This is a genomic window from Streptomyces sp. NPDC091292 (genome assembly GCF_044757265.1).
Classification (GTDB): domain Bacteria; phylum Actinomycetota; class Actinomycetes; order Streptomycetales; family Streptomycetaceae; genus Streptomyces.
This window is the reverse complement of the sequence record NZ_JBIVUQ010000002.1, coordinates 568,106-588,916: the sequence shown is the minus strand read 5'-3', so window position 1 is coordinate 588,916 and position 20,811 is coordinate 568,106. Positions and strand designations below refer to the sequence as shown.

Annotated in this window: 16 protein-coding genes; 4 read left to right on the top strand and 12 right to left on the bottom strand. The window is 70.5% G+C overall.

Going from position 1 to position 20,811, the window contains the following annotated elements:
• Positions 1-28: 28 nt before the first annotated feature.
• Entirely contained in the window at positions 29-1,705 is a 1,677-nt protein-coding gene (locus tag ACIQNU_RS10695) for an FAD-dependent oxidoreductase (protein ID WP_401363888.1), read from the bottom strand.
• A 235-nt stretch (positions 1,706-1,940) separates the two neighbouring features.
• Between ACIQNU_RS10695 and ACIQNU_RS10690 the strand changes: the two genes are divergently transcribed.
• The gene (locus tag ACIQNU_RS10690; protein WP_401363885.1) at positions 1,941-3,299 is read left to right on the top strand and encodes a glycoside hydrolase family 18 protein; all 1,359 of its coding nucleotides are present in this window, start codon (positions 1,941-1,943) and stop codon (positions 3,297-3,299) included.
• A gap of 128 nt (positions 3,300-3,427) precedes the next feature.
• Here ACIQNU_RS10690 and ACIQNU_RS10685 read toward each other — a convergent pair whose 3' ends face one another.
• Positions 3,428-5,704, bottom strand: a complete 2,277-nt coding sequence (locus ACIQNU_RS10685) for an RICIN domain-containing protein (RefSeq protein WP_401363882.1) — start codon at positions 5,702-5,704, stop codon at positions 3,428-3,430.
• Positions 5,705-6,062: 358 nt separating this feature from the next.
• Here ACIQNU_RS10685 and ACIQNU_RS10680 point away from each other — a divergent pair, with 358 nt between their 5' ends.
• Positions 6,063-8,192 (top strand): GTP-binding protein, encoded by a 2,130-nt coding sequence (locus ACIQNU_RS10680; protein ID WP_401363879.1) that lies wholly within the window; start codon positions 6,063-6,065, stop codon positions 8,190-8,192.
• A 41-nt stretch (positions 8,193-8,233) separates the two neighbouring features.
• Here ACIQNU_RS10680 and ACIQNU_RS10675 read toward each other — a convergent pair whose 3' ends face one another.
• On the bottom strand, positions 8,234-9,895 hold the full coding sequence (locus tag ACIQNU_RS10675) for an ABC-F family ATP-binding cassette domain-containing protein (protein ID WP_401363877.1): 1,662 nt from the start codon (positions 9,893-9,895) through the stop codon (positions 8,234-8,236).
• Between the two features lie 516 nt (positions 9,896-10,411).
• On the opposite strand from ACIQNU_RS10675, the gene ACIQNU_RS10670 reads away from it, so the two are divergent.
• Positions 10,412-12,127: an FAD-binding oxidoreductase gene (locus tag ACIQNU_RS10670; RefSeq protein WP_401363874.1), complete on the top strand. Its 1,716-nt coding sequence runs from the start codon at positions 10,412-10,414 to the stop codon at positions 12,125-12,127.
• Here ACIQNU_RS10670 and ACIQNU_RS10665 read toward each other — a convergent pair.
• From ACIQNU_RS10665 to ACIQNU_RS10640, 6 genes are all read right to left on the bottom strand, one after another.
• Positions 12,096-13,040, bottom strand: a complete 945-nt coding sequence (locus tag ACIQNU_RS10665) for a glutaminase (RefSeq protein ID WP_401363871.1) — start codon at positions 13,038-13,040, stop codon at positions 12,096-12,098. The genes ACIQNU_RS10670 and ACIQNU_RS10665 overlap by 32 nt on opposite strands.
• An 85-nt stretch (positions 13,041-13,125) precedes the next feature.
• Positions 13,126-13,440 (bottom strand): hypothetical protein, encoded by a 315-nt coding sequence (locus ACIQNU_RS10660; protein ID WP_401363868.1) that lies wholly within the window; start codon positions 13,438-13,440, stop codon positions 13,126-13,128.
• Between the two features lie 127 nt (positions 13,441-13,567).
• Positions 13,568-14,779, bottom strand: coding sequence for a S1 family peptidase (locus ACIQNU_RS10655; RefSeq protein WP_401363865.1), 1,212 nt, complete (start codon positions 14,777-14,779; stop codon positions 13,568-13,570).
• A gap of 152 nt (positions 14,780-14,931) precedes the next feature.
• Positions 14,932-15,348 carry a hypothetical protein gene (locus ACIQNU_RS10650; RefSeq protein ID WP_401363863.1) on the bottom strand — a complete coding sequence of 139 codons (417 nt, stop codon included), beginning with the start codon at positions 15,346-15,348 and terminating at the stop codon, positions 14,932-14,934.
• Positions 15,349-15,488: 140 nt separating this feature from the next.
• The gene (locus ACIQNU_RS10645) at positions 15,489-16,838 is read right to left on the bottom strand and encodes a cytochrome P450 (protein ID WP_401363860.1); all 1,350 of its coding nucleotides are present in this window, start codon (positions 16,836-16,838) and stop codon (positions 15,489-15,491) included.
• A gap of 158 nt (positions 16,839-16,996) precedes the next feature.
• Entirely contained in the window at positions 16,997-17,752 is a 756-nt protein-coding gene (locus tag ACIQNU_RS10640) for a Clp protease N-terminal domain-containing protein (protein WP_401363857.1), read from the bottom strand.
• Positions 17,753-18,122: 370 nt separating this feature from the next.
• Here ACIQNU_RS10640 and ACIQNU_RS10635 point away from each other — a divergent pair, with 370 nt between their 5' ends.
• A complete protein-coding gene (locus ACIQNU_RS10635; protein ID WP_401363855.1) occupies positions 18,123-19,418 on the top strand; it encodes an MFS transporter in 1,296 nt (431 codons plus the stop codon).
• 17 nt (positions 19,419-19,435) lie between these two features.
• On the opposite strand, the gene crcB (ACIQNU_RS10630) is transcribed toward ACIQNU_RS10635, so the two are convergent.
• Genes crcB (ACIQNU_RS10630) through crcB (ACIQNU_RS10620) form a run of 3 tightly spaced genes read right to left on the bottom strand, consistent with a single transcriptional unit; the run spans position 19,436 to position 20,656 of the window.
• Entirely contained in the window at positions 19,436-19,810 is a 375-nt protein-coding gene (crcB, locus tag ACIQNU_RS10630) for a fluoride efflux transporter CrcB (protein WP_401363852.1), read from the bottom strand.
• A complete protein-coding gene (locus ACIQNU_RS10625; protein ID WP_401363849.1) occupies positions 19,807-20,196 on the bottom strand; it encodes a DUF190 domain-containing protein in 390 nt (129 codons plus the stop codon). Before ACIQNU_RS10625 ends, crcB (ACIQNU_RS10630) begins: the two co-directional genes overlap by 4 nt.
• Positions 20,197-20,242: 46 nt before the next feature.
• Entirely contained in the window at positions 20,243-20,656 is a 414-nt protein-coding gene (crcB, locus tag ACIQNU_RS10620) for a fluoride efflux transporter CrcB (RefSeq protein ID WP_401363846.1), read from the bottom strand.
• Between the last annotated feature and the right edge of the window lie 155 nt (positions 20,657-20,811).

Below are 20,811 nucleotides of genomic sequence, written 5' to 3'. Positions count from 1 at the left end.
CCGCTGTTCACGACTGCTCCAGATGGCGTCACGACTGCTCCAGATAGCGGTGGACGAGCATGACCGCCATGGCGCCCTCGCCCACCGCCGACGCGACCCGCTTGGCGGACTCGGCGCGCGCGTCGCCCGCGACGAACACGCCGGGCACGTTCGTCTCCAAGTGGTAGGGCGCCCGGTCGAGTTCCCAGCCGGGCGGCCGTTCACCGTCGGCGGCCAGATCGGGCCCGGCGATGATGAAACCGCGCGTGTCCCGCAGGACGATGCCGTCGAGCCAGTCGGTGAGGGGCGCCGCGCCGATGAACACGAACATCCACTGGGCGTCGACGAGTTCGGTGTGCCCGGTGGCCGTGTCGCGGAGGGTCAGCTGCTCCAGATGGTCGCTGCCGTGCGCGGCCTCCACGACGGTACCGGTGCGCACGGTGATGGTCGGCGCCTCCTCCACCTGCTCGACCAGGTAGTGCGACATCGAGTGGGACAGGGAATCGCCGCGGACCAGCAGGGTCACCGACTTGGCGCCCCGGGCGAGGTACATCGCGGCCTGCCCGGCCGAGTTGGCGCCGCCGACGATGTACACGTCGTGTCCCTGGCAGGCGGCGGCCTCGGTGAGCGCCGAGCCGTAGAACACGCCGCAGCCGGTGAGGCCGCCGATGCCGGGCGCGTCGAGCTGCCGGTACGACACGCCGGTGGCGAGGATCACGGTGTGTGCGGCGATCGCACTCCCGTCGGAGAACCGGACGGTCCGCGAGGAGCCGTTGACCTCAAGGCCCGTGACCTCGCGTGCGGTGAGCATCTCGGCGCCGAACCTCGTCGCCTGCCGCCGGGCCCGGTCGGCGAGCTGGGCGCCGGACACACCGTCCGGGAAGCCGAGGTAGTTCTCGATGCGGGAGCTCTGACCGGCCTGGCCGCCGGTCGCGGAGCGTTCCACGACCACGGTCCGCAACCCCTCGGACGCGCCGTACACGGCGGCGCCGAGTCCGGCGGGTCCGGCGCCGATGACGACGAGGTCGTAGAAGTCGGCGGCGGGCGTCGTGGCCAGGCCGACATGGGCGGCGAGGTCCTGGTCGGCGGGTTCCACGAGGACCGTGCCGTCCGGGGTGATCACCAGCGGCAGCCGCAGCCCGTCCTCCTCGGCGGCCGTGAGCAGCCGCCGGCCCTCGGGTTCGTCGGAGGAGTACCAGCGGTACGGGACCTGGTTGCGGGCGAGGAATTCGCGGACGTCGGACGAGCGGGCCGACCAGCGGTGGCCGACGACCTTGGTGGTGGGCACCGTGCGGTGGTCGGCGGCCCGCCAGGTCTCCAGGAGGTCGTCGAGGACCGGGTAGAGCTTCTCCTCGGGCGGGTCCCACGGCTTGAGGAGGTAGTGGTCGAGGTCGACGACGTTGATCGCGTCGATGGCGGCGTCGGTGTCCGCGTAGGCCGTGAGCAGGACGCGGCGCGCGGCCGGGTAGACGTCCAGGGCCTGTTCCAGGAACTCGATGCCGTTCATCTGCGGCATCCGGTAGTCCGCGAGGATCACGGCGACCAGGTCCCCGCGGAGTTTCAGCTCGCGCAGGGCGTCGAGGGCCGACTCGCCGGACTCGGCCCGCACGATGCGGTACGACGCGCCGTAGTGGCGTCGCAGATCGCGGGCCACGGCCCGCGACACACCGGGGTCGTCGTCCACGGTGAGGATGACGGTCCGTTTCGCGTCGACAGCCTCTGGCATGCGTCTCCCACCCGGAGTCGATCAGTGCCGGGCCGGGCACCCCACCGGTACCGGCCGTGTGGCACCACTGCACGCCCCATCGTATGTTCGATCGCCCCGCTTCGCTCCGGAACGCCGGTTCGGTCCGGAACGCCGCTCCGGCCACCGGGCCCCCGTCACTCCCGGTCGCCCCCTTGACCACGCTGGAGGACCCCGCCCCCTTGACCACCCTGGTCCAGACCAATAGTTTCCCGGCATGCGTCGAAGAATCCTCGGCAGGCTGGCCGTCGCCACCTGCGCCGCGTCTCTTCCGGTTTCCCTCCTGGCCATGGCACCCGCATCGGCCGAATCCCGCACCTCCCACACGACGACCCCCGAGTACAAACGGGTCGGCTACTTCACCCAATGGGGCGTCTACGGACGGGACTTCCAGGTCCAGGACCTCGACAGGAGCGGTGCGGCCGAGCGGCTCACCCACATCAACTACGCCTTCGGGAACGTGAGTCCGGACGGCAAGTGCTTCACCGGCAATGTGCCCGGAGAGGCCGACGCCTGGGCCGACTACGTCCGGCCGCTCGACGCCGAGAACTCGGTCGACGGCGTCGCCGACTCGGACACCCAGGCACTGGCGGGCAACTTCAACCAGCTCAAGGAGCTGAAGGCGAAGCACCCGGGCCTGAAGGTGATGATCTCGCTCGGCGGCTGGAGCTGGTCCACGCACTTCTCCGACGCGGTCCGCACCCCCGCGTCCCGCAAGGCGTTCGTGTCCTCCTGCATCGACCTCTACATCAAGGGCAATCTGCCGGTCGACGGCGCCCGGGGCGGTGCCGGAGCCGGCGCGGGCGTGTTCGACGGGATCGACCTCGACTGGGAGTGGCCGGGCTCGGAGGGCGACACGGACACCGTGTACCGCCCTGAGGACAAGAAGAACTTCACCGCGCTGGTACGGGAGTTCCGCACCCAGCTCGACGCCTACGCGAAGTCTCAGCGCGGGACGTCTCAGCACGGCAAGGCGAAGAAGCACTACGAACTGTCGGCGTTCGTGCCGACGGCCCCGGCGAAGATCGACGCCGGCTTCGAGGTCCGCAAGATCATGCGTGACCTGGACTTCGTCAACCTCCAGGGCTACGACTTCCATGTCTCCGGCGAGGCCACCACGAACCAGCAGTCGGCGCTCTACGCGCGCGACGACTTCAGCGTGGACCAGACCGTCGGCGACTGGCTGCGGCGCGGCGCACCCGCCCGCAAGCTGGTCGTCGGGATGCCGTTCTACGGCCAGGGCTGGACCGGTGTAACGGGCGGCGGCGACGGACTCCACCAGCCCGCCGCGGCCCCGGCGCCCGCGACCTGGCAGTCCGGTTACGAGGACTACAAGGCTCTGAAGAAGCTCGCCGACGCGGGCACCTTCGAGGTCCACCGGGACCGTCGCAACGGTCACGCCTGGCTGTTCGACGGTACGACGCTGTGGACGTACGACGATCCGCAGGTGCTGAGCACCAAGTCCCGTTACGTGCGGGAGAACCGGCTCGGCGGGGCGATGTTCTGGTCCCTGGACGGCGACACCGCCGACGGTGAGCTGATTCGCGCGGTCGACCGGGGTCTCGGGGGCCGCTGACCCGCCGCCCGGACCGGCGGGCGCCCGGTGGGACAGGACCACGTGTCCCACCGGGCGGTCCCGCCCGGTGCCGCCGGTCGGCGTCCGGCGGCCCGGTCGCTCAGCGGGGACCGGTCAGGGAGGACCGGTCAGGGGTACGAGACCAGATTGGCCACGTTGCTGGACGAGTTGGACGGTCCTCCCGTGTTGTTGATGACATGGCTGATGGTGCCGGTTCCGCCCAGGGAGACCGTGACCATGCTGTGGAAGCGGACCCCGGCGACGTTCGGCGCCTCGATCGCACGGTCCGCGACCACCCCCGGATTGACGTTGAAGTAGCAGTAACTGCCCAGCCCCCACGCCTCATGACTGGTCACGTTCGGGGACACCTTGTAGGCGTCGTAGCCGCGCGTGGAGCCGTTCATCCAGGCGGCCTGGTTGGGCGGGTCGTAGGGCATCTCGTTCTGGAAGAAGTACGTCCGCCCGCCGTTGCCGTTCCAGATCACCTGATGCTGCTGGTAGTGCTCCACGAACAGGCCGTACGTGGTGACGTTGGTGCCGTTGACGACGAGTCCGGTCGCGGCCGTGTTGCTGGTCCAGCCGACGCCGCTGCCGTGGTCGGCGCGCCACAGCCACATGTGGTCGCCGATCACGTCCGAGCTGTTGATCACCAGGCTCTGCGTCGCCTTGCCGACGCCCGCGCCGCCGATGCGGAAGAACACGTCGTGCAGCGAGGTCGGGTTGGCGGTGTGCCGGGCGCTCGATCCGGCCGGGCCGACGTTCATCAGCGTCTGCGAGTTGGTCGTTCCGGCGTCGATGAGCAGTCCGGCGAGCTTCACACCGTCCACGTCGGCGACGTTCATGGCGGTGATGCCGTTGTCCGGGATCAGGGTCGCGAGACCGAGGCCGAGGACGACGGTGTCCGCGCGGTTGACGTTCAGCGTCTGGTTGAGGTGGTAGACACCGGGCGTGAACAGGAGGTTCTTGCCCTGCGCGAGCGCCCCGTTGATGTCCGTCGCGGTCGCGCCGGGCTTGACGATGTAGAAGTCACCGATGGGCAGCGAGGAACCGGCCGGGGTGCCGTTCGCCCAGGTGGTGCCCTGGGTGTTGGTCCGCAGCGACGGCACGAACACCTTGTACGCCCCGGCGCTGTCCACGTACAGGAACGGCTTCTCGCGGGTCACCGGGGACTGCGCGACCGTCGTGTAGGGCGGGTTGGGGAAGGTGTTCGCGGGGGCGTTGACGTCACCGACGAAGACCATGTTCCAGTTGGATCCGGTCCAGCTCCCCCACTGGCTGTTGCGCGAGAGCCACTGCTGCTGCGATCCGGAGCGCACCTGGCCGTCGACCTTCGAGTCGGCCATGAACCCGCCGCTGGACCAGCCGCCGTCGTCCAACTGGAGATTTCCGCGTACATGCATGCGGCGGTACGGCGCCGCCTGCGAGACCGCCCAGCGGTCGGAGCCGCCGGCGGGTGTGACGGACAGGTTCTCGGCGGAGCGCCAGAAGTTCTGCGTCGCGTTGCCCTGGAACCAGTCGGCCTCCGCGTGCACGGCGCCGTTGATGGTCACGTCGTCGGGTGAGAGTCCCAGGCCGGCGACCTGGGTGTAGAAGCCGACGTTGGCGTCCACGTTGTAGCTGCCGGGCTTGAAGAGGAGTGCGTAGCGCTGCGCGCCGAACTGGTTGGTCTCCTGCTGGCCGAAGACCTGGTTGAGGCGGCTCTGGATCGTCGCGGACGACATCGACGGGTCGAACACGGACACGTTGGGACCGAGGTCCGGGGTGCCGGGCGGGTTCGAGGGGCCGTCGGCGGAGCCGAGGCTGAAGGACTGGGCGGCGCTGCCGTTGCACGTGTACTGCTGCATCCGCGCACCGTCGGCGGTCGACGCACCTGGCACGTCCAGGCACTTGCCACTGCCCCGATTCACGAAGTGGAAGGTTCCCCCGGCCTCCTCGACGGGCAGCCACTGCTGGTTGTTGCCGCCGGAGTACGTCCACAGTTGGATCGGCGCCGCGTCGGCCGTGGAGACGTCGGTGACGTCCCATGCCTTCGCGGTGTCGTTGCGGTTGTTGACGCGAACGTATCCGCCGCTGGTGGCCACGAACTGCCACTGCTGGGCCGTCGACGCGTTGCACGCGTACTGCTGGACGGCGGTGCCGTCCGCCGTGCCGGCCGCCGCCGCGTCCACGCATTTGCCGCTGTGTTTGGCGGCGACGGTGGCCCAGCCGGTGGGCAGGGCCGCGGCGGCCGATGTGGCGGCCTGGGCCGCCGGGGCTGCGGTCACCGCGGACAGCAGCGAGACGCACAGCGCGCCCACGGCGGCGAGTGCCGCACCGCGCCGCCGTGCGCCATCGGGGTGAAGTCGCCGCAGCAGTCGGCTCGTGCGACGGCGCTCGGCGGGGAGCGCCGGTCCGGAACGTGTCATCTGTGTCTCCTGTGCCGCGCGGGGCGGCGTGGGGGGCCAAGTCAGGAGCGGTGGACGCGCGGGTCCGGTGCGGGGCCGCATCCGCCAATACTTATCTCAAGCCGTGAAGCTAGGGGCGTTCGCGTGCACACGTCAAGATGGTGCGTACCAATCGGTCCGGCGGACGGCCGATCCGGGGCGCGTGAGGCGGGTGCCCGGTCCCGTGACGGCAGTCCGGTCCCGGGTAATTGGGTTGCCGGGTCTCGCGGCGCTCTGCTGGACTCGACGGGCAGTCATTCGATCCAGGAGGCGATCATGCGCGGAACTCTCAGGTCCACCCAGAAGGAAATCTCCCCCTCTTCGAAGGACTTGACGTTCAGTGCATTTGCTCAATCTGGGAATTCTCGCGCATGTCGACGCGGGTAAGACGAGCCTGACCGAGCGGCTGCTGCACGCCGCCGGTGTGATCGACGAGATCGGCAGTGTGGACGACGGCACCACACAGACCGATTCGCTGGCCCTGGAGCGCCGGCGCGGGATCACCATCAAATCCGCCGTCGTCTCCTTCACGCTGGACGACATCACGGTCAATCTGATCGACACCCCCGGCCACCCGGACTTCATCGCCGAGGTGGAGCGGGTGCTGAGCGTGCTCGACGGTGCCGTGCTCGTCGTCTCCGCCGTCGAGGGTGTCCAGGCACAGACTCGTGTCCTGATGCGCACCCTGCAACGGCTGCGTATCCCGACCCTGATCTTCGTGAACAAGGTCGACCGCGCCGGCGCCGACCCCGAGCGCGTCCTGCGGAGCATCGCCGAACGGCTCACCCCGGCGGTCGTCCCGATGGGCCGGGTCGACCGTCCGGGCCACCGCGACGCGACGGTGACGCCGTACACGGCAGGGAGCACACTCTTCACGTCGCACCTCCTCGAACTGCTGGCCGATCAGGACGACGACCTGCTCGCGGCGTACGTGGACGACGAGACGGCCGTGTCGTACGACCGGCTGCGGCGCGCGCTCGCCACCCAGACGCGGCGGGCCCGGACCCACCCCGTGTTCTTCGGCTCGGCCGTGACGGGTGCGGGCGTGGACGCGCTGATCGCCGGTGTCCCGGAGCTGCTGCCCGCACCCCGGGGCGACGCCGATGCCCCCCTGTCCGGGACGGTCTTCAAGGTCGAGCGCGGCCCGGCGGGCGAGAAGATCGCGTACGCCCGGCTGTTCTCGGGGGCGGTACGGACCCGGGACCGGGTGCTCCTGCGGGCGGGCGCGGACGACACGAGCACCGGCGTACCCGTGGAGGGAAAGGTCTCCGGGATCGGCGTCTTCGACCAAGGGGCCACCGTCCGGCGGGACTTGGTGACGGCGGGGCAGATCGGGAAGCTGTGGGGTCTCGGCGGGGTCCGGATCGGCGATTCGATCGGGCCGCGCGAGGCATCGGGCGACGAGGCACGGGGCGGCGGGGCCTCGGATGACGGGGCCTCGGATGACGGGGCGTCTGGCGGCGGTCCCGGTGCGAGCGGCCGGACACCGCGTGGCGGTCACTTCGCGCCGCCGACCCTGGAAACCGTCGTCGTGCCGGTCCGCGCCTCCGACAAGGGCACCCTGCACTTCGCGCTGGCGCAACTCGCCGAGCAGGATCCCCTGATCAATCTGCGCCAGGACGACATCCGTCAGGAGGTGCACGTCTCGCTGTACGGCGAGGTCCAGAAGGAGGTCATCCAGGCGACGCTCGCCGAGGAGTTCGGGGTCGACGTCACGTTCCGGGAGTCGACGACGATCTGCCGGGAACGGATCGTCGGCACCGGTGAGGCGCTGGAGGTCATCGACAAGGACGGGCCCAATCCGTTCCTCGCCACCATCGGCCTGCGGGTCGAACCGGCGCCCGTCGGCAGCGGGGTCGCGTTCCGGCTCGGTATCGAACTCGGCTCGCTTCCCCTGGCGTTCATCAAGGCGATCGAGGACACCGTGCGGGACACCCTCGCGCAGGGGCTGCGGGGCTGGCAGATCACGGACTGCACGGTGACTCTCACACGGTCCGGGTACTGCCCGCGGCAGAGTCACTCCCACGCCGTGTTCGACAAGAGCATGTCGAGTACGGGAGCGGACTTCCGCCATCTCACACCGCTGGTCCTGACAGCCGCCCTCCAGCGGGCGGGCACCGAGGTGCAGGAGCCGATGCACCGCTTCCGGATCGAGATCCCGGCGGACGCGTTCGGCGCGGTGTGGCCCGTCCTCACCCGGCTGCGGGCGGTCCCGCGCGCCCCGCTGACGACCCGTACGTCCTGTGTCCTGGAGGGCGAGATCCCCGCCGCGCACCTGCACGCCCTGGAACAGCAACTGCCCACGCTGACGGGCGGCGAGGGCGTCCTGGAGTCGGCGTTCGCCCGCTACCGCCCGGTCACGGGCCCGGTCCCCACCCGGGCCCGTACGGACCACAACCCGCTGGACCGCAAGGAGTACCTGCTCCGGGTGGTCCGCCGGGTCTCCACGGGAAGCCGGGCCGACACCTGACCGACCCGGCTCCCGACCCGGCTCCCGCGCGGAGCGCTCGCTCAGCCGGACTCCGGTGCCTCCAGGAGGGCGTCGACCTCGTCGGCGGTGGTCTCCTGGAGGTCTGCCGCGAGGAGCAGCCAGCGGGTGATGCCGACCGAGTGGAGGAACGGCAGGTCGTGGCTTGCGACGAGGAGGGCGCCCTCGTAGGCGTCGAGCGCCGACGTCAACTGCCGGACACTGGCGAGGTCGAGGTTGTTGGTCGGCTCGTCCAGGATCAGCAGTTGCGGGGCGGGCGCCGCGAGCATCATCGCGGCGAGCGCGGCACGGAAACGTTCCCCGCCGGACAGGGTTCCGGCCGGCTGTTCGGCGCGTTTGCCCTTGAACAGGAAGCGGGCGAGCTGGGAGCGGATGTGGTTGTCGGTGGTGCCGGGGGCGAGCCGTGCGACGTTGGCGGCGACGCTCACCTCCTCGTCGAGGACGTCGAGCCGCTGGGGCAGGAACCGCAGCGGTACGTGTGCCCTGGCCTCGCCGGACAGCGGGGCCAGCTCACCGGTGAGGGTGCGCAGCAGGGTGGTCTTGCCCGCGCCGTTGCGCCCGACCAGCGCGATCCGCTCCGGTCCGTGCACCCGGAGGCTGCCCTCGCGCAACGCCCCGTACCGAGGCGTCAGTTCGTCCAGGGTGAGGACGGTGCGGCCCGCGGGTACCGCCGTGTGCGGGAGCTTCACGCGGATCTCGGCGTCGTCTCGGATGGCGTCGGCCGCCTCGTCGCGACGCTCGCGCGCCTCGCCGAGCCGGTCCTCCTGAAGGGTGCGGAGTCTGCCCGCCGACTCCTGCGCGGACCGCTTCTTCTCGCCCGCGACGATCCGGGACGCCCGCCGCTGGACGTCCATCTTGGCGTTGTGCCGCTGGCGGCGGGCCACCTTGATCTGCGCCTCCTCCCACTCCCGCTTCTGGCGGCGCACATCGGCCTCGGCGGCCCGCAGTGTCCGGGCGGCGGCGTCCTGCTCGGTGGCCAGGGCCTCCTCGTAGGCGGACCAGCCGCCGCCGTACCAGGTCACCGAGCCGGAGCGGAGTTCGGCGATGCGGTCGACGCGCTCCAGGAGTTCCAGGTCGTGGCTGACGACGACCAGGACTCCGGAGCGCCAGGAGTCGACGGCCTCGTGGAGCCGGCGGCGGGCGAACAGGTCCAGGTTGTTGGTGGGTTCGTCGAGGAGGAGGACGTCGGGGCGTTCCAGGAGGAGCGCGGCGAGGCGCAGCAGGACGGTCTCACCGCCGGACATCCGGCCCACGGTGCGGTCCAGTTCGACGTGGCCGAGTCCCAGTGAACCGAGGGTGGCCAGGGCGCGTTCCTCGACGTCCCAGTCGTCGCCGACGGTGTCGAAGTGCTCGGTGCGCACGTCTCCGGATTCGATGGCGCGCAGGGCGGCGCGCCGCTCGGCGATGCCCAGGGCCTGGTCGACGCGGAGCGCCGTGTCGAGGGTGATGTTCTGCGGCAGGTAGGCCAGGCTGCCGCCGACGGTCACCGACCCTTGTGCGGGGCGGAGGTGTCCGGCGAGGAGGCGGAGCAGGGTGGACTTGCCCGCGCCGTTGTTGCCGACGAGGCCGGTGCGGCCCCGTCCGACGGTGAGGGAGAGTCCGTCGAGGACACTGGTGCCGTCCGGCCACTGGAAGGACAGGGCGGAGCAGGTCAGGGAGGCGTGGGGTGTGGCGGGTGTCGCCATGGTGAGTCTCGCAATGCAGACGCGGTGTACGGGGGGCTGCAGAGGCGAGCACCGCGCGGCGACCGGGCCGAGGTATCCGGATGCACTCCGAGGTGTCCGGAAGAGGGGGTGCGTGCGGCAATCCTGGTCCTGGGACCTGAGGGACGGCTCATGCACCGAGGTCGCAGCCACGCGGGGTCACGGGCAGGGCGGATGCCGCTGCGGAGTGACGGGCGTACGGCGAGTGCCGTACGGCGCGGTGATCGCGAACCTCAGATGCGCAACGTCCACCTCATTCGGAGACAACAGGACCGTTCAACGGTAACGAGGCACCGCACCAAAGGCAAAGCTGTTTTACGAAAGGACCTCCACCAGGGACCTCCACCAGGGTCCTCCACCAGGGTCCTCCACGAATGTCCTTCGACGGGGGTTTTCCCCACCCCGCACACGGTGTCCAGGCCCCTCACATCGCGCGACCTGTCTTCGTAGGGTCCTTCACGGGGGCCGTGGGTGGCCCGCGAGGAGGGGAGACGCGCCATGAGCGGACACAGTCGACGGAACGTCCTGCGGGCCACCGCGCTGACGGGAGCGGCGACGGCGCTCGGCACCACGGGACCGGCGTCAACGGCGGAAGCAGCATCAACGGCTGCGCCCTCAGGCGGGCGCGGCTGCCCCCCGCCACCGGATCCGGTCCGCGTGGGACCGGACGATCCCCGGTACGCGCACCTCACCTCGCGGGGCGCGAGCAACCGCTTCCGGGGCGCGCCCGACTCCGTCCACCTGGTGAGTACGACCGGGCAGGCGGTCCGGGCCGTGCGGGAAGCGGTGCGGGCGGGCGGACGGGTCGCGGTGCGCAGCGGCGGCCACTGCTTCGAGGACTTCGTCGACCACCCGGAGGTACGGACCGTCATCGACCTGTCCGGGATGGCGGACGTGTACTTCGACCCCGCCCGGCACGCCTTCGTGGTCGAGGCGGGCGCGACCCTCGGTGAGGCGTTCCGGCGGCTGTATCTGGGGTGGGGCGTGACCGTACCCGGGGGCTACTGCCCGGAGGTCGGCGCGGGCGGCCATGTGGCGGGCGGTGGATACGGGCCGTTGTGCCGCCTGTTCGGGCTGATCTCGGACCATCTGTACGCGGTCGAGGTGGTCGTGGTGGACCGGGCGGGCCAGGTCCGGAGTGTGGTCGCGAGCCGGGAGCCGTCGGATCCGCACCGTGACCTGTGGTGGGCGCACACCGGTGGCGGAGGCGGCTCCTTCGGTCTGGTCACCCGGTACTGGTTCCGCTCCCCCGGGACGACCGCCGCCACCGCGCCGGAGCGGCTGCTGCCGGCGCCACCGGCCTCGGCGCTGACATTCCGCGCCGAGTGGGCCTGGGAGGGTCTGGACCGGCCGGCGTTCACCCGGCTGGTGGCGAACCATGGGCGGTGGGCCGTGCGGCACAGCGCCCCTGACTCCGAACAGTCCGCGCTGTACAGCGAGTTCGTACTGCTGCGACAGTCGGCCGGATTCCTCCTGATGGTCGGTCAGGTCGCGGCGGGGCCCGGCGCAGGGGAGCGCCTGCTCGACGAGCACATCGGCGCGATCAGCGCGGGCGGGCCCCGGCCCGCCCGGCTCACGAAGCAGCGGCTGCCGTGGCTGACGGCGGCGCTGCGGGGTACCGGTGACGAGGTGGGTGACTGGCGCCTGAAGATCAAGTCGGGTTATCTGCGGCGGCCGTTCACGGACCGGCAGATCGCCAAGATCCACCATCACCTCACCCGCACCGACTCCGACGTGGTGAGCGGCTCCCTGTCCCTGAACACCTACGGCGGCCAGGTCAACACGGTGGCCCCGGGGTCGACGGCGGTCGCCCAGCGGGACGCGATCATCAAACTCTCGTATCTGACCGTGTGGGAGCACCCGCACCAGGACGCGGCGCATCTCGCCTGGATACGTGCCTTCTACCGCGACATGTACGCCGACACCGGCGGCGTCCCCGTACCCGGTCCGGTCCACGACGGCGCCTTCATCAACTACCCGGACACCGACCTCGCGGACCCCGCCTGGAACACCTCCGGCGTGCCGTGGCACGCCCTGTACTTCAAGGGCGACTACGCGCGGCTGCAAGCGGTGAAGGAGCGCTGGGACCCGCGTGACGTCTTCCGTCACGCGCTGTCGGTACGCCCGGCCGGGTCGCCCGGCACGCTCGGGTCGCCCGGCACGCCCGGCACGCCCGGCGCGCTCAAAATACCGACAGGCCCGTCAGGGTCGTGAAGGGGTCGAGGGCCGCGACACCGGCGACGGAGTTCCCGCGCGCGTCGAGCCCCGGGCTCCATACGCACAGCGTGCAGCGCCCCGGTACGACGGCGATGATGCCGCCGCCGACGCCGCTCTTGCCGGGCAGCCCGACGCGGTACGCGAAGTCGCCCGCCGCGTCGTACGTGCCGCAGGTGAGCATGATCGCGTTGACCTGCTTGGCCTGGCTGCGGGTGAGCAGCGACGAGGCGTCGGCGCGGATTCCGTGCCGGGCGAGGAACCCGGTGGCGAGGGCGAGTTCGGCGCAGGTCGCCTCGACGGAGCACTGCCGGAAGTACTGGTCGAGCAGGACCGGCACGGGGTTGGCGACATTGCCGTAGGACGCCATGAAGTGGGCGAGCGCGGCGTTGCGGTCGCCGTTGGCCGTCTCGGACGCGGCGACGGACGGGTTGAAGCCGAGGTCCGGGTTGCCGCTCTCCGCCCGCAGGAACTCCAGGAGGGTGCCGATCGCGTCGCCGGTGAGGGAGTGCAGGTGGTCGGTGACGACGAGGGCGCCCGCGTTGATGAAGGGGTTGCGCGGGATGCCGTCCTCGTACTCCAGTTGCACCAGCGAGTTGAAGGGGTTGCCGGACGGTTCGCGGCCGACGTACCGCCACAGCGCCTCGCCCTCCTGGGCGAGGACGAGGGCGAGCGTGAACGTCTTGGTGAGGGACTGCGCGGAGAACGGGGTCTGCCAGTCCCCCACGCCGTACACCGTGCCGTCGAGTTCGGCGACGGCCATCCCGAAGCGGTGCGGGTCCGCGCACGCCAGTGCGGGAATGTAGTCGGCGGGCGCGCCCCGCTCGGCCCTGACCGCGATCTCGATGGCGATGCGGTCGAGTACGGGTTGGAAGGAGTCCGCGGGCCAGACCGGAGCGGGGGGTTGGATCATGGCCCCATTGTGCACAGGGCGCCGTGTGGCGGAGGGCGAAGCCACCGATCCCCACCGCCCGTCCCGGCTCAGGCCTGGCGCGGTGTCACGCCGAGCCGGTGATCTTCTCGATCGCCTGCCGTGCCGTGTCTCCCGGCGAGCGGGACGGCAGGGACGACACCGTCGAGGGCGCGACGGTCTGCTGTGGCGCCGCGGGCTTCGCGTGGGCCGCGGCCGGCCGGACCCGCAGCCGGTGGCTGGCGGCTTCGTCGAGGGTGACGGGGCGCTGGAGCCGGGCGGCCAGTTGCCCGGCCTCCTGACCGAGCGCGGCGACGTCCTCCCACTGGAGCCGCAGCACCAGCCGGACTTCGGCGCCGCCGTCGGGCGTGGCCTGGAGGGGTGGGGTGGTGGACTCGTTCACGGCAGGTCCTCACATGTCGCTGCTCGGGACCGGGCCCTCGGCCGGGCGTGGGTCCCCTGGAGGGGCGGTCCGGCCCCGGGGGGGGGGGAGGAGCCGGACCGCCGGTATCTCACTTCTCTCACTTCTCTCAGTGGCCGTACTGCGCGGACTCGCCGGCACCGTCGTCGGCTGCCTGCGGGTCATCGGGTGCCTGCGGGTCCTGGGGTGCTTGGGGGTCCTGGGGTGCTTGGGCGTCGCCCGATCCGAGGACCGCGCCGACGGCGGTCAGTGCCGTGGTGACCGGCTGGAAGAAGGTCTCGCCGCCGCTGGTGCAGTCGCCGCTGCCGCCCGAGGTCAGGCCGACGGCGTTGCCGTCCTGGGTGAACAGCGAGCCGCCGCTGTCGCCGGGTTCGGCGCAGACGTCGGTCTGGATGAGCCCGGTGACGGTGCCCTCCGGGTAGTTGACGGTGGCGTCGAGTCCGGTGACGGTGCCGTCGCGGAGACCCGTCGTACTGCCCATGCGGAAGACCTGCTGACCCACGGCCGCGTCGGCGGCTGCGACGATGTCGACGCTCTGGCCGTCGCCGACATTGACGGTGCTGGGGGCCTGGGTGGTGGTGTCGTCGTAGGTGACGAGTGCGAAGTCGCCGTCGCCGGGGAAGGTGGCGTCCTGGACGGTGGCGATCGGTGCGCCGCCCTGGGTGTCGGACCACTGGGCGATGGCGACGCCGCAGTGGCCGGCGGTGAGGAAGGCGGGGTCGCCGTCGGCGGTGGCGACGTTGAAGCCGAGGGAACAGCGGGCGCCGTCACCGAAGATGGCGTCGCCGCCGGCGGCGAAGGTCTTGAACACACCCGCCGACTTCTGGATACGGGCCATGCCGGTACCGAGTCCGGCGACGGTGGATTCCAGTCTGTTCCACTGGGCGCCGGTGACGGTGCGGTCGGCGGTGACGACGATCCGGTTGGTGCGCGGGTCGACGGCCCAGGCGGTACCGGGAATGGTCGCCCGGTCCTTCAACGTCCCTGCGGCGGCCTTCAGTTGCCGGGTGCTGTTGTCGACGCTCCGTGCGACGGCACCCGACTTCTCGACCTGGCTGACGGCGCTGTCGTCGCCACCGACCACATTGACGACGACCTGCTTCCTGCCGGTGTCGTAGTAGGCGCCCGCGAAGGTCTCACCGAGCCGGGACGACAGGTCCGACGCGAGGTCCGACGCGTCCGCCGCCGACATCGTCTTCGGACCACGGTCATCGGTCTGTGACGCGTTGGCGTTGGGCAGCAGGACGGCTGCCGCACCGACGGCGACGACTCCGGCTCCCGCCAGTACGACCTTGCGCTTGGGTATGCGTTTGTGGCTCAACTCGTGACCTCCTGGGGGGGGACGGAGTCCGCGGGGCCGCCGGAGCGGCCGGATGGGGCGCCTGAATGACTGGAGGTACGCGTGAGCCGGGTGAGATGTTCAAAGCCACCGAAATTCGCCGCGCCACAGCTGACTGCGTCAGGTACTGGCCGTCAAATGCGGGTGCCGACGGCGATACGGAGGTTGCCCGACAGGCGGACCAGGGCGCGCAGGACGATCGCGAGCCGGGTCTCGTCGAGTTCCCGGACCCGGGAGAGCGCGGTCTGATGGGGACCGGCCATCGACAGCACGAACCCGAGGAACACCCGCTCCCCCGGGTCGAGTTCGAGGACGTACAGGCGCCGCGCGAGCCCCGCCCAGTCGCACAGCACCCCGCCGACGCCGTCCTCACGGACCAGCGCGCGACGGACGTCGTCCCTGGCCAGCAGTGACCGCTCCTCCACGAGTGCGGTCACCGCGGCCTGGTCACGCGCGCCGGTCGCCCAGCGCTGGAGCCGCCGCCCCAGCCCGTCCGCCGCGCGCTCCCCCGTCACGGGCACGGGGATGTCGGTGTCTCGGCTGATCGTCATCAGGGACCTCCGCGGCGACGCGTCCACCCGGACCGATGCCACCCCGCCACCCCCGGGCCACCACCACAAGTCCGCTTTCATCAGCCATACGCACCTGACCACCGATTTGTTCACCCGGCGCCGAAGACCGAGAACACGGTCTAGTGGTCCCTGACCTTCATCAGGATGGTGCCGGGCTGTACGGTCGCCCGTGCCACGGGCCGGACCGGGCGGCCCGGAACCACGTCGAGGCGCCGTGCCCTGGCGATGGTCACGAGCGCCGTGGTCATCTCGGTCAGCGCGAATTGGTCGCCGATGCACTTGTGCTTGCCCGCGCCGAAGGGGAGGAACGCACCGTCGGGCAGCGGGGTCGACTGCCGGTCGTCACTCCACCGGTCCGGGTCGAACCGCAGGGGATCGGGGAACAGTTCGGGATCGCGGTGCAGCGCGTGCTGGCAGTAGGCCAGTTCGGTACCGGCAGGCAGGTCCCACCCGCCGATGCGGGTCTCCGTCAGCGTGCGCCGGGTGACGAGCCAGCCGGTGTGGTGCAGCCGCAGAGCCTCGGTGATCACATTGCGGGTGTACGGGAGTTTCGGGACGTCGTCGAAGGTCACCGGGCGGCCTTGCAGCACCTCGTCGAGTTCGGCGCGGAACCGCGATTCGATCTCGGGGTTCCGGCCGATCTCGTACAGGAGCCAGCTCAGTACCGACGCGGTGGTCTCGGTCCCGGCGACGGCGAGCGTCAGGATCTCGGAGCAGATCTGATGCCCGGTCATCGGCTCACCGGTCTCCTCGTCCCGGGCGCCGAGAAGCAGTGAGAGCATGTCGCCGGTGTCGCGGTCCGAGGTCCGCAGGGCTTCGACGGCCTCGCCGATGATGGCGCGGACGGCGGCACGTGACTCGTTGAAGCGCCGGTTGGACGGGAGTGGCAGTTTCTCGACCCAGTCCGGGAGCATGACGCGGGCTCCGACGCCCTTCATGACGACGGGCAGATGGCGGCGGATCTCCTGGAACGCGCGCTCGTCGAGGCTGGAGGCGAAGACGGTGGCGGCGAGCATGTCCAGGGACAGGTCCATCATGACGTCACGGACATTGAGCACCTGGCCCGGCCGCCAGCCGTCGACGGTCCGGGTCACCTGCTCGCGCATGAGGTCCACATAGCGGGCGATCTCCGCGCGGTGGAAGGCGGGTTGTAGCTGACGCCGGTGGCGGACGTGGTCGGAACCGGCCGCGGTGACCACGCTGTCGCCGCCGAGAACCTGCCCCATTTTCACAAAGAACCGGCCTTTGTCGAGCCCCGGTGCGAGGTCCACGAGCATGGTGCGGATGAGGGCGGGATCGTTGACGACGATGGTCGGTTGCTGCGGCTGGAGATGGATCCTGACCAGGGGGCCTCGATTGCGTACGGAGGCGATGAAGGCGAGGTTGTCACGCAGAAGCGGTATCGCGTGGCCGATCAGGGGAAGCGATCCTGCGGCCACGGGTATGGGGGGCGACGCTGTGGTGGTCACGGCAACTCCACGGCTTCCTTGAGGGGGTGTGGGCCGCCCTGATCACTTCCCCTTCCACCCCACCACGCATTCCGGCCACTGCCGCAATGACAGCCCCAAGGTCATCTTCAGCCACGGATTGGCGGAAGATGACCTCTTGCGGCCGGTCGCCCGCGCGGCTAGTGCCCCCCTTCCTCCGCCTGCTGTTCCCTGACCGTGCGTGCCGCCACCGCCTTCTCCAGGTGGGTTGCCGCTCGGGTCTTGTCGATGCCCAGGGTGGTGAGGATTCCGTTGCCGTCCTCGTGTTCCAGGAGGGCGAGGAGGATGTGTTCGGTGCCGATGTAGTTGTGGCCCAGGCGCAGGGCCTCCCTGAAGGTGAGTTCGAGTACCTTGCGTGCCGCCGCGTCGTAGGGGATGAGTTCGGCGACGGCGGGTGCGCGGGGCGGGAGGGCCGCGACGGCGGCTTCCCTGAGGGTGTCCAGGGAGACGCCCTGGGCCACGATCTCCTTCGCGGCCAGGGCGTCCGGTTCGGCTAGGAGGCCGAGGACGAGGTGGGCGGGGCCGATCTCTTCGCTGCCGGACGCCGCGGCTTCGTTCTGTGCGGCCATCACGACATTGCGCGCGCGCTCGGTGAAACGGCCGAAGCCCTGCTGCGGGTCGAGATCCTGCACCTCCCCCGGACTTTTGGGGACGAACCGCTTCTGGGCCGCCTGCCGAGTGACGCCCATACTCTTGCCGATGTCCGACCAGGAGGCGCCGGAGCGCCGGGCCTGGTCCACGAAGTGGCCGATGAGGTGGTCGGCCACGTCTCCGAGGTGATCGGCCGCGATGACCGCGTCGGAGAGCTGGTCGAGCGCATCGGAGTGGACCATTTTGATGGCCTCGATCAGGTCGTCGAGCCGTACGGGTGGGTTCATGCCGACCGGTTTCGTCATGTGTCAACCTTAGGTTGACACCCTCATCATCGTCAACCTTGAGTTGACACCCGCCCGCCAGTGAAGTCCCCCCGCACACCTTCTTGACACCACTGGAACTGCTCCCTTTACTTACCAATCATCAAACGACCAATCGTTCGGTCGGTCGGTTCGGCAAGGTTCTGGTCCAGTCGGCTGCGGGAGTCCCCTGATCGCGGCCGGCGGAAGGCGATCGAGGCGCCACCGCGCCCTCCCTTCCGTATGAGTCGACGTCCCGGTCCCGCCCACACCAGGTGACGGGCAAGGCTCACCACACCAGCGGCCGAGCCCCCCTCTGGCACACCCCATCGCACACCTCCGGCGGCACCGCTCCCCCTGGCAGGAGACACACGTGACCATCGACCGAAATCTGTCCCAGGCGCTCACTCCCCAACGGGTCCGCCCGCTGCGGGTGGCCACGGCCAGTTTCATCGGAACCGCCATCGAGTGGTACGACTACTTCATCTACGGCCTGGCCGCCGCCATCGTCTTCGGTCCGCTGTTCTTCCCGTCCGTCTCGCCGGCGGCGGGCACCCTGGCCTCGTTCGCCACCTACTCCGTCGGATTCCTGGCCCGCCCGGTCGGCGGTGTCGTCATGGGTCACTTCGGCGACCGCGTCGGCCGCAAGTCCATGCTGGTGATATCCCTGCTCACCATGGGTCTCGCCACCGTCGGCATCGGCCTGCTCCCCACCTACGCCACCGTCGGCGTCTGGGCGCCGGTCCTGCTGGTGACCCTGCGCTTCATCCAGGGCATAGGCGTCGGCGGCGAGTGGGGCGGCGCGGTGCTGATGGCCGTCGAACACGCCCCGGAGCGCAGGAAGTCGTTCTACGGCAGCTTCCCGCAGATGGGTGTGCCGGGCGGACTCATCCTCGCCAACCTCGTGTTCCTCGGGCTCACGACCAACCTCAGCGACGAGGCATTCATGTCCTGGGGCTGGCGGGTGCCCTTCCTGGCGAGCGCGGTCATGGTCATCGCCGGACTGGTGATCCGGCTGACCATCGAGGAGAGCCCGGACTTCGAGGCGGTCAAGAAATCGAAGTCGGAGGTGCGCATGCCCGTCGTCGTGGTGCTGCGCGAGAACTGGCGCGAAGTGTGCCTGTCCGCCGGTGCGTTCATCGGCATCAACGCCGTCGGCTACATCTTCATGGCCTATCTGCTGTCGTACACGACCTCGGTGCTTGAGCTGAGCCGCAATCTCATCCTCACCTTCACCCTCGTCGCATCCCTGGTGTGGCTCGCCGTCATCCCCGGGGCCTCCGCCCTCTCGGACCGGCACGGCCGGCGCAGGGTGCTGCTGACCGGCTCCGTCGGCCTGGTCGGCTGCGCGGCCCTGCTCTTCCCGGTGATCGACACCGCCCGACCCCCACTGATCCTGGTCGCGTTGCTGGTCACGGCCGTGTTCATGGGAATCGTCTACGGACCCATCGCGGAGCTGTTCTCCGGACTCTTCAAGGCGGAGGTCAGGTACAGCGGGGCCTCACTCGGCTACCAGGTGGGTGCCATCCTGGGCGGCGGTATCGCCCCGACCGTCGCCACCGGCCTGTACACGAGCTGGTCATCGACCACACCCATCACGCTGTATCTCGCCGGGGTGACCCTCATCAGCCTCGGGTGCGTCTGGATCGTCACGCGCCGAGCCCGCTGATGTCCCCCGCACGGGCCCTACCCCCACAGCACCCCCGCCACCTCCGCCCCCGCGAAAGCCGCCCCCAGACCGACCAGCACACTGCCGACCACATTCGCCACGGCGAAGACCCCCGCCCCGTCCTCCGCCAGGCGCAGCGTCTCGTACGAGAAGGTCGAGTACGTCGTCAGCGCCCCGCACAGCCCCGTACCCACCAGGAGTTGGACCTGCGCCGATGTGGCGCCCGCCGTGACCGCGCCGGTGAGCAGGCCGAGGACCAGGCAGCCGACGACGTTGACCGTGAAGGTGCCCCACGGGAACACCGTGTCGTGCCGGGACTGGACCGCCCGGTCGGTGAGATAGCGCAGCGGCGCGCCGACCATCGCCCCGCCGATCACCAACAGCCAGTTCACCGCGCCCCCTTGCCCCCGTCCCCCGTACCCCCGGGACCGCCGGCCCCTCCGTCCGCGTCCCGCCCCGCGTACCGCACGACCTCGCACGCGTCGAGGGTCACCAGGCCGGTCACCAACTCGTTGAGCTGCGGCAGAAAGGCCCGTACGCGCTCCTCGGTGTCCACGATGACGACCGCGACGGGCAGGTCCTCGCTCAGGGAGAGGAGGCGGGCCGTGTGGATCAGCGAGGACGCGCCGAAGCCCTCGATGCCCTGGAACACCGACGCGCCCGCGAGGCCCGAGGCATGGGCGCGGTGCACGATCTCGGTGAAGAGGGGCTTGTGGTGCCAGCTGTCGTTCTCACCGACGATCACGGTGAGCCGCAGGGCGGGCCCGGTCAGTCTCATCGCTTCCCTGTCTCCATCCCTGCCCCCATCTCTGCCTCCATCCGGTTCACCGCCGTTTCCAGGCGACCGCGCGCCGCGTCAGATGCGCCGACGCCCACACCGCACCGAGGGCCGCGAGGACGGTCAGCGCGAGATAGGCCATACCCGTACCGGTCTCACCGTCCGTCACCAGCCGCTGGATGTCGACGGCGTACGTCGAGAAGGTGGTGAAGCCGCCGAGGACGCCGGTGCCGAAGAAGGGCCGTACCAGCCGGTGGGCCGCCCACACTTCGGTGATCACCACCATGAAGACGCCGATGACCGCGCAGCCGACGACATTCACCGCGAGGGTCGTCCAGGGGAAGGTTCCGGCGGCCGTGGGCCAGAGGAGGGACGCGCCGTACCGGGCGCTCGCGCCGGCGGCGCCGCCGAGGGCCACCATCGCGACGACCGGGCCCTGCCCTCGCCACAAGTGCGTCATCCCGGTCTCCTACTCGCCGCCACGGAGGGGTGCGCGTGATCGCAAGTAGGGACCGTTGGCGGCGCGGGCGCCGCGGTTCGGGAACGGTGGGCCCCACCACCGCAGCGGTGGCCCGGGGACCACCGCTGCGGAGAGCCTACCGTGGGGCTGTGGTG

Coding starts and splice junctions, on each gene's coding strand:
- ACIQNU_RS10675 (WP_401363877.1), bottom strand. CDS start 9,895: ATGGCGACACCCGCCACACCCCACGCCTCCCTGACCTGCTCCGCCCTG.
- ACIQNU_RS10650 (WP_401363863.1), bottom strand. CDS start 15,348: ATGACGATCAGCCGAGACACCGACATCCCCGTGCCCGTGACGGGGGAG.
- ACIQNU_RS10670 (WP_401363874.1), top strand. CDS start 10,412: ATGAGCGGACACAGTCGACGGAACGTCCTGCGGGCCACCGCGCTGACG.
- ACIQNU_RS10695 (WP_401363888.1), bottom strand. CDS start 1,705: ATGCCAGAGGCTGTCGACGCGAAACGGACCGTCATCCTCACCGTGGAC.
- ACIQNU_RS10640 (WP_401363857.1), bottom strand. CDS start 17,752: ATGACGAAACCGGTCGGCATGAACCCACCCGTACGGCTCGACGACCTG.
- ACIQNU_RS10665 (WP_401363871.1), bottom strand. CDS start 13,040: ATGATCCAACCCCCCGCTCCGGTCTGGCCCGCGGACTCCTTCCAACCC.
- ACIQNU_RS10685 (WP_401363882.1), bottom strand. CDS start 5,704: ATGACACGTTCCGGACCGGCGCTCCCCGCCGAGCGCCGTCGCACGAGC.
- crcB (WP_401363846.1), bottom strand. CDS start 20,656: ATGACGCACTTGTGGCGAGGGCAGGGCCCGGTCGTCGCGATGGTGGCC.
- ACIQNU_RS10690 (WP_401363885.1), top strand. CDS start 1,941: ATGCGTCGAAGAATCCTCGGCAGGCTGGCCGTCGCCACCTGCGCCGCG.
- ACIQNU_RS10625 (WP_401363849.1), bottom strand. CDS start 20,196: ATGAGACTGACCGGGCCCGCCCTGCGGCTCACCGTGATCGTCGGTGAG.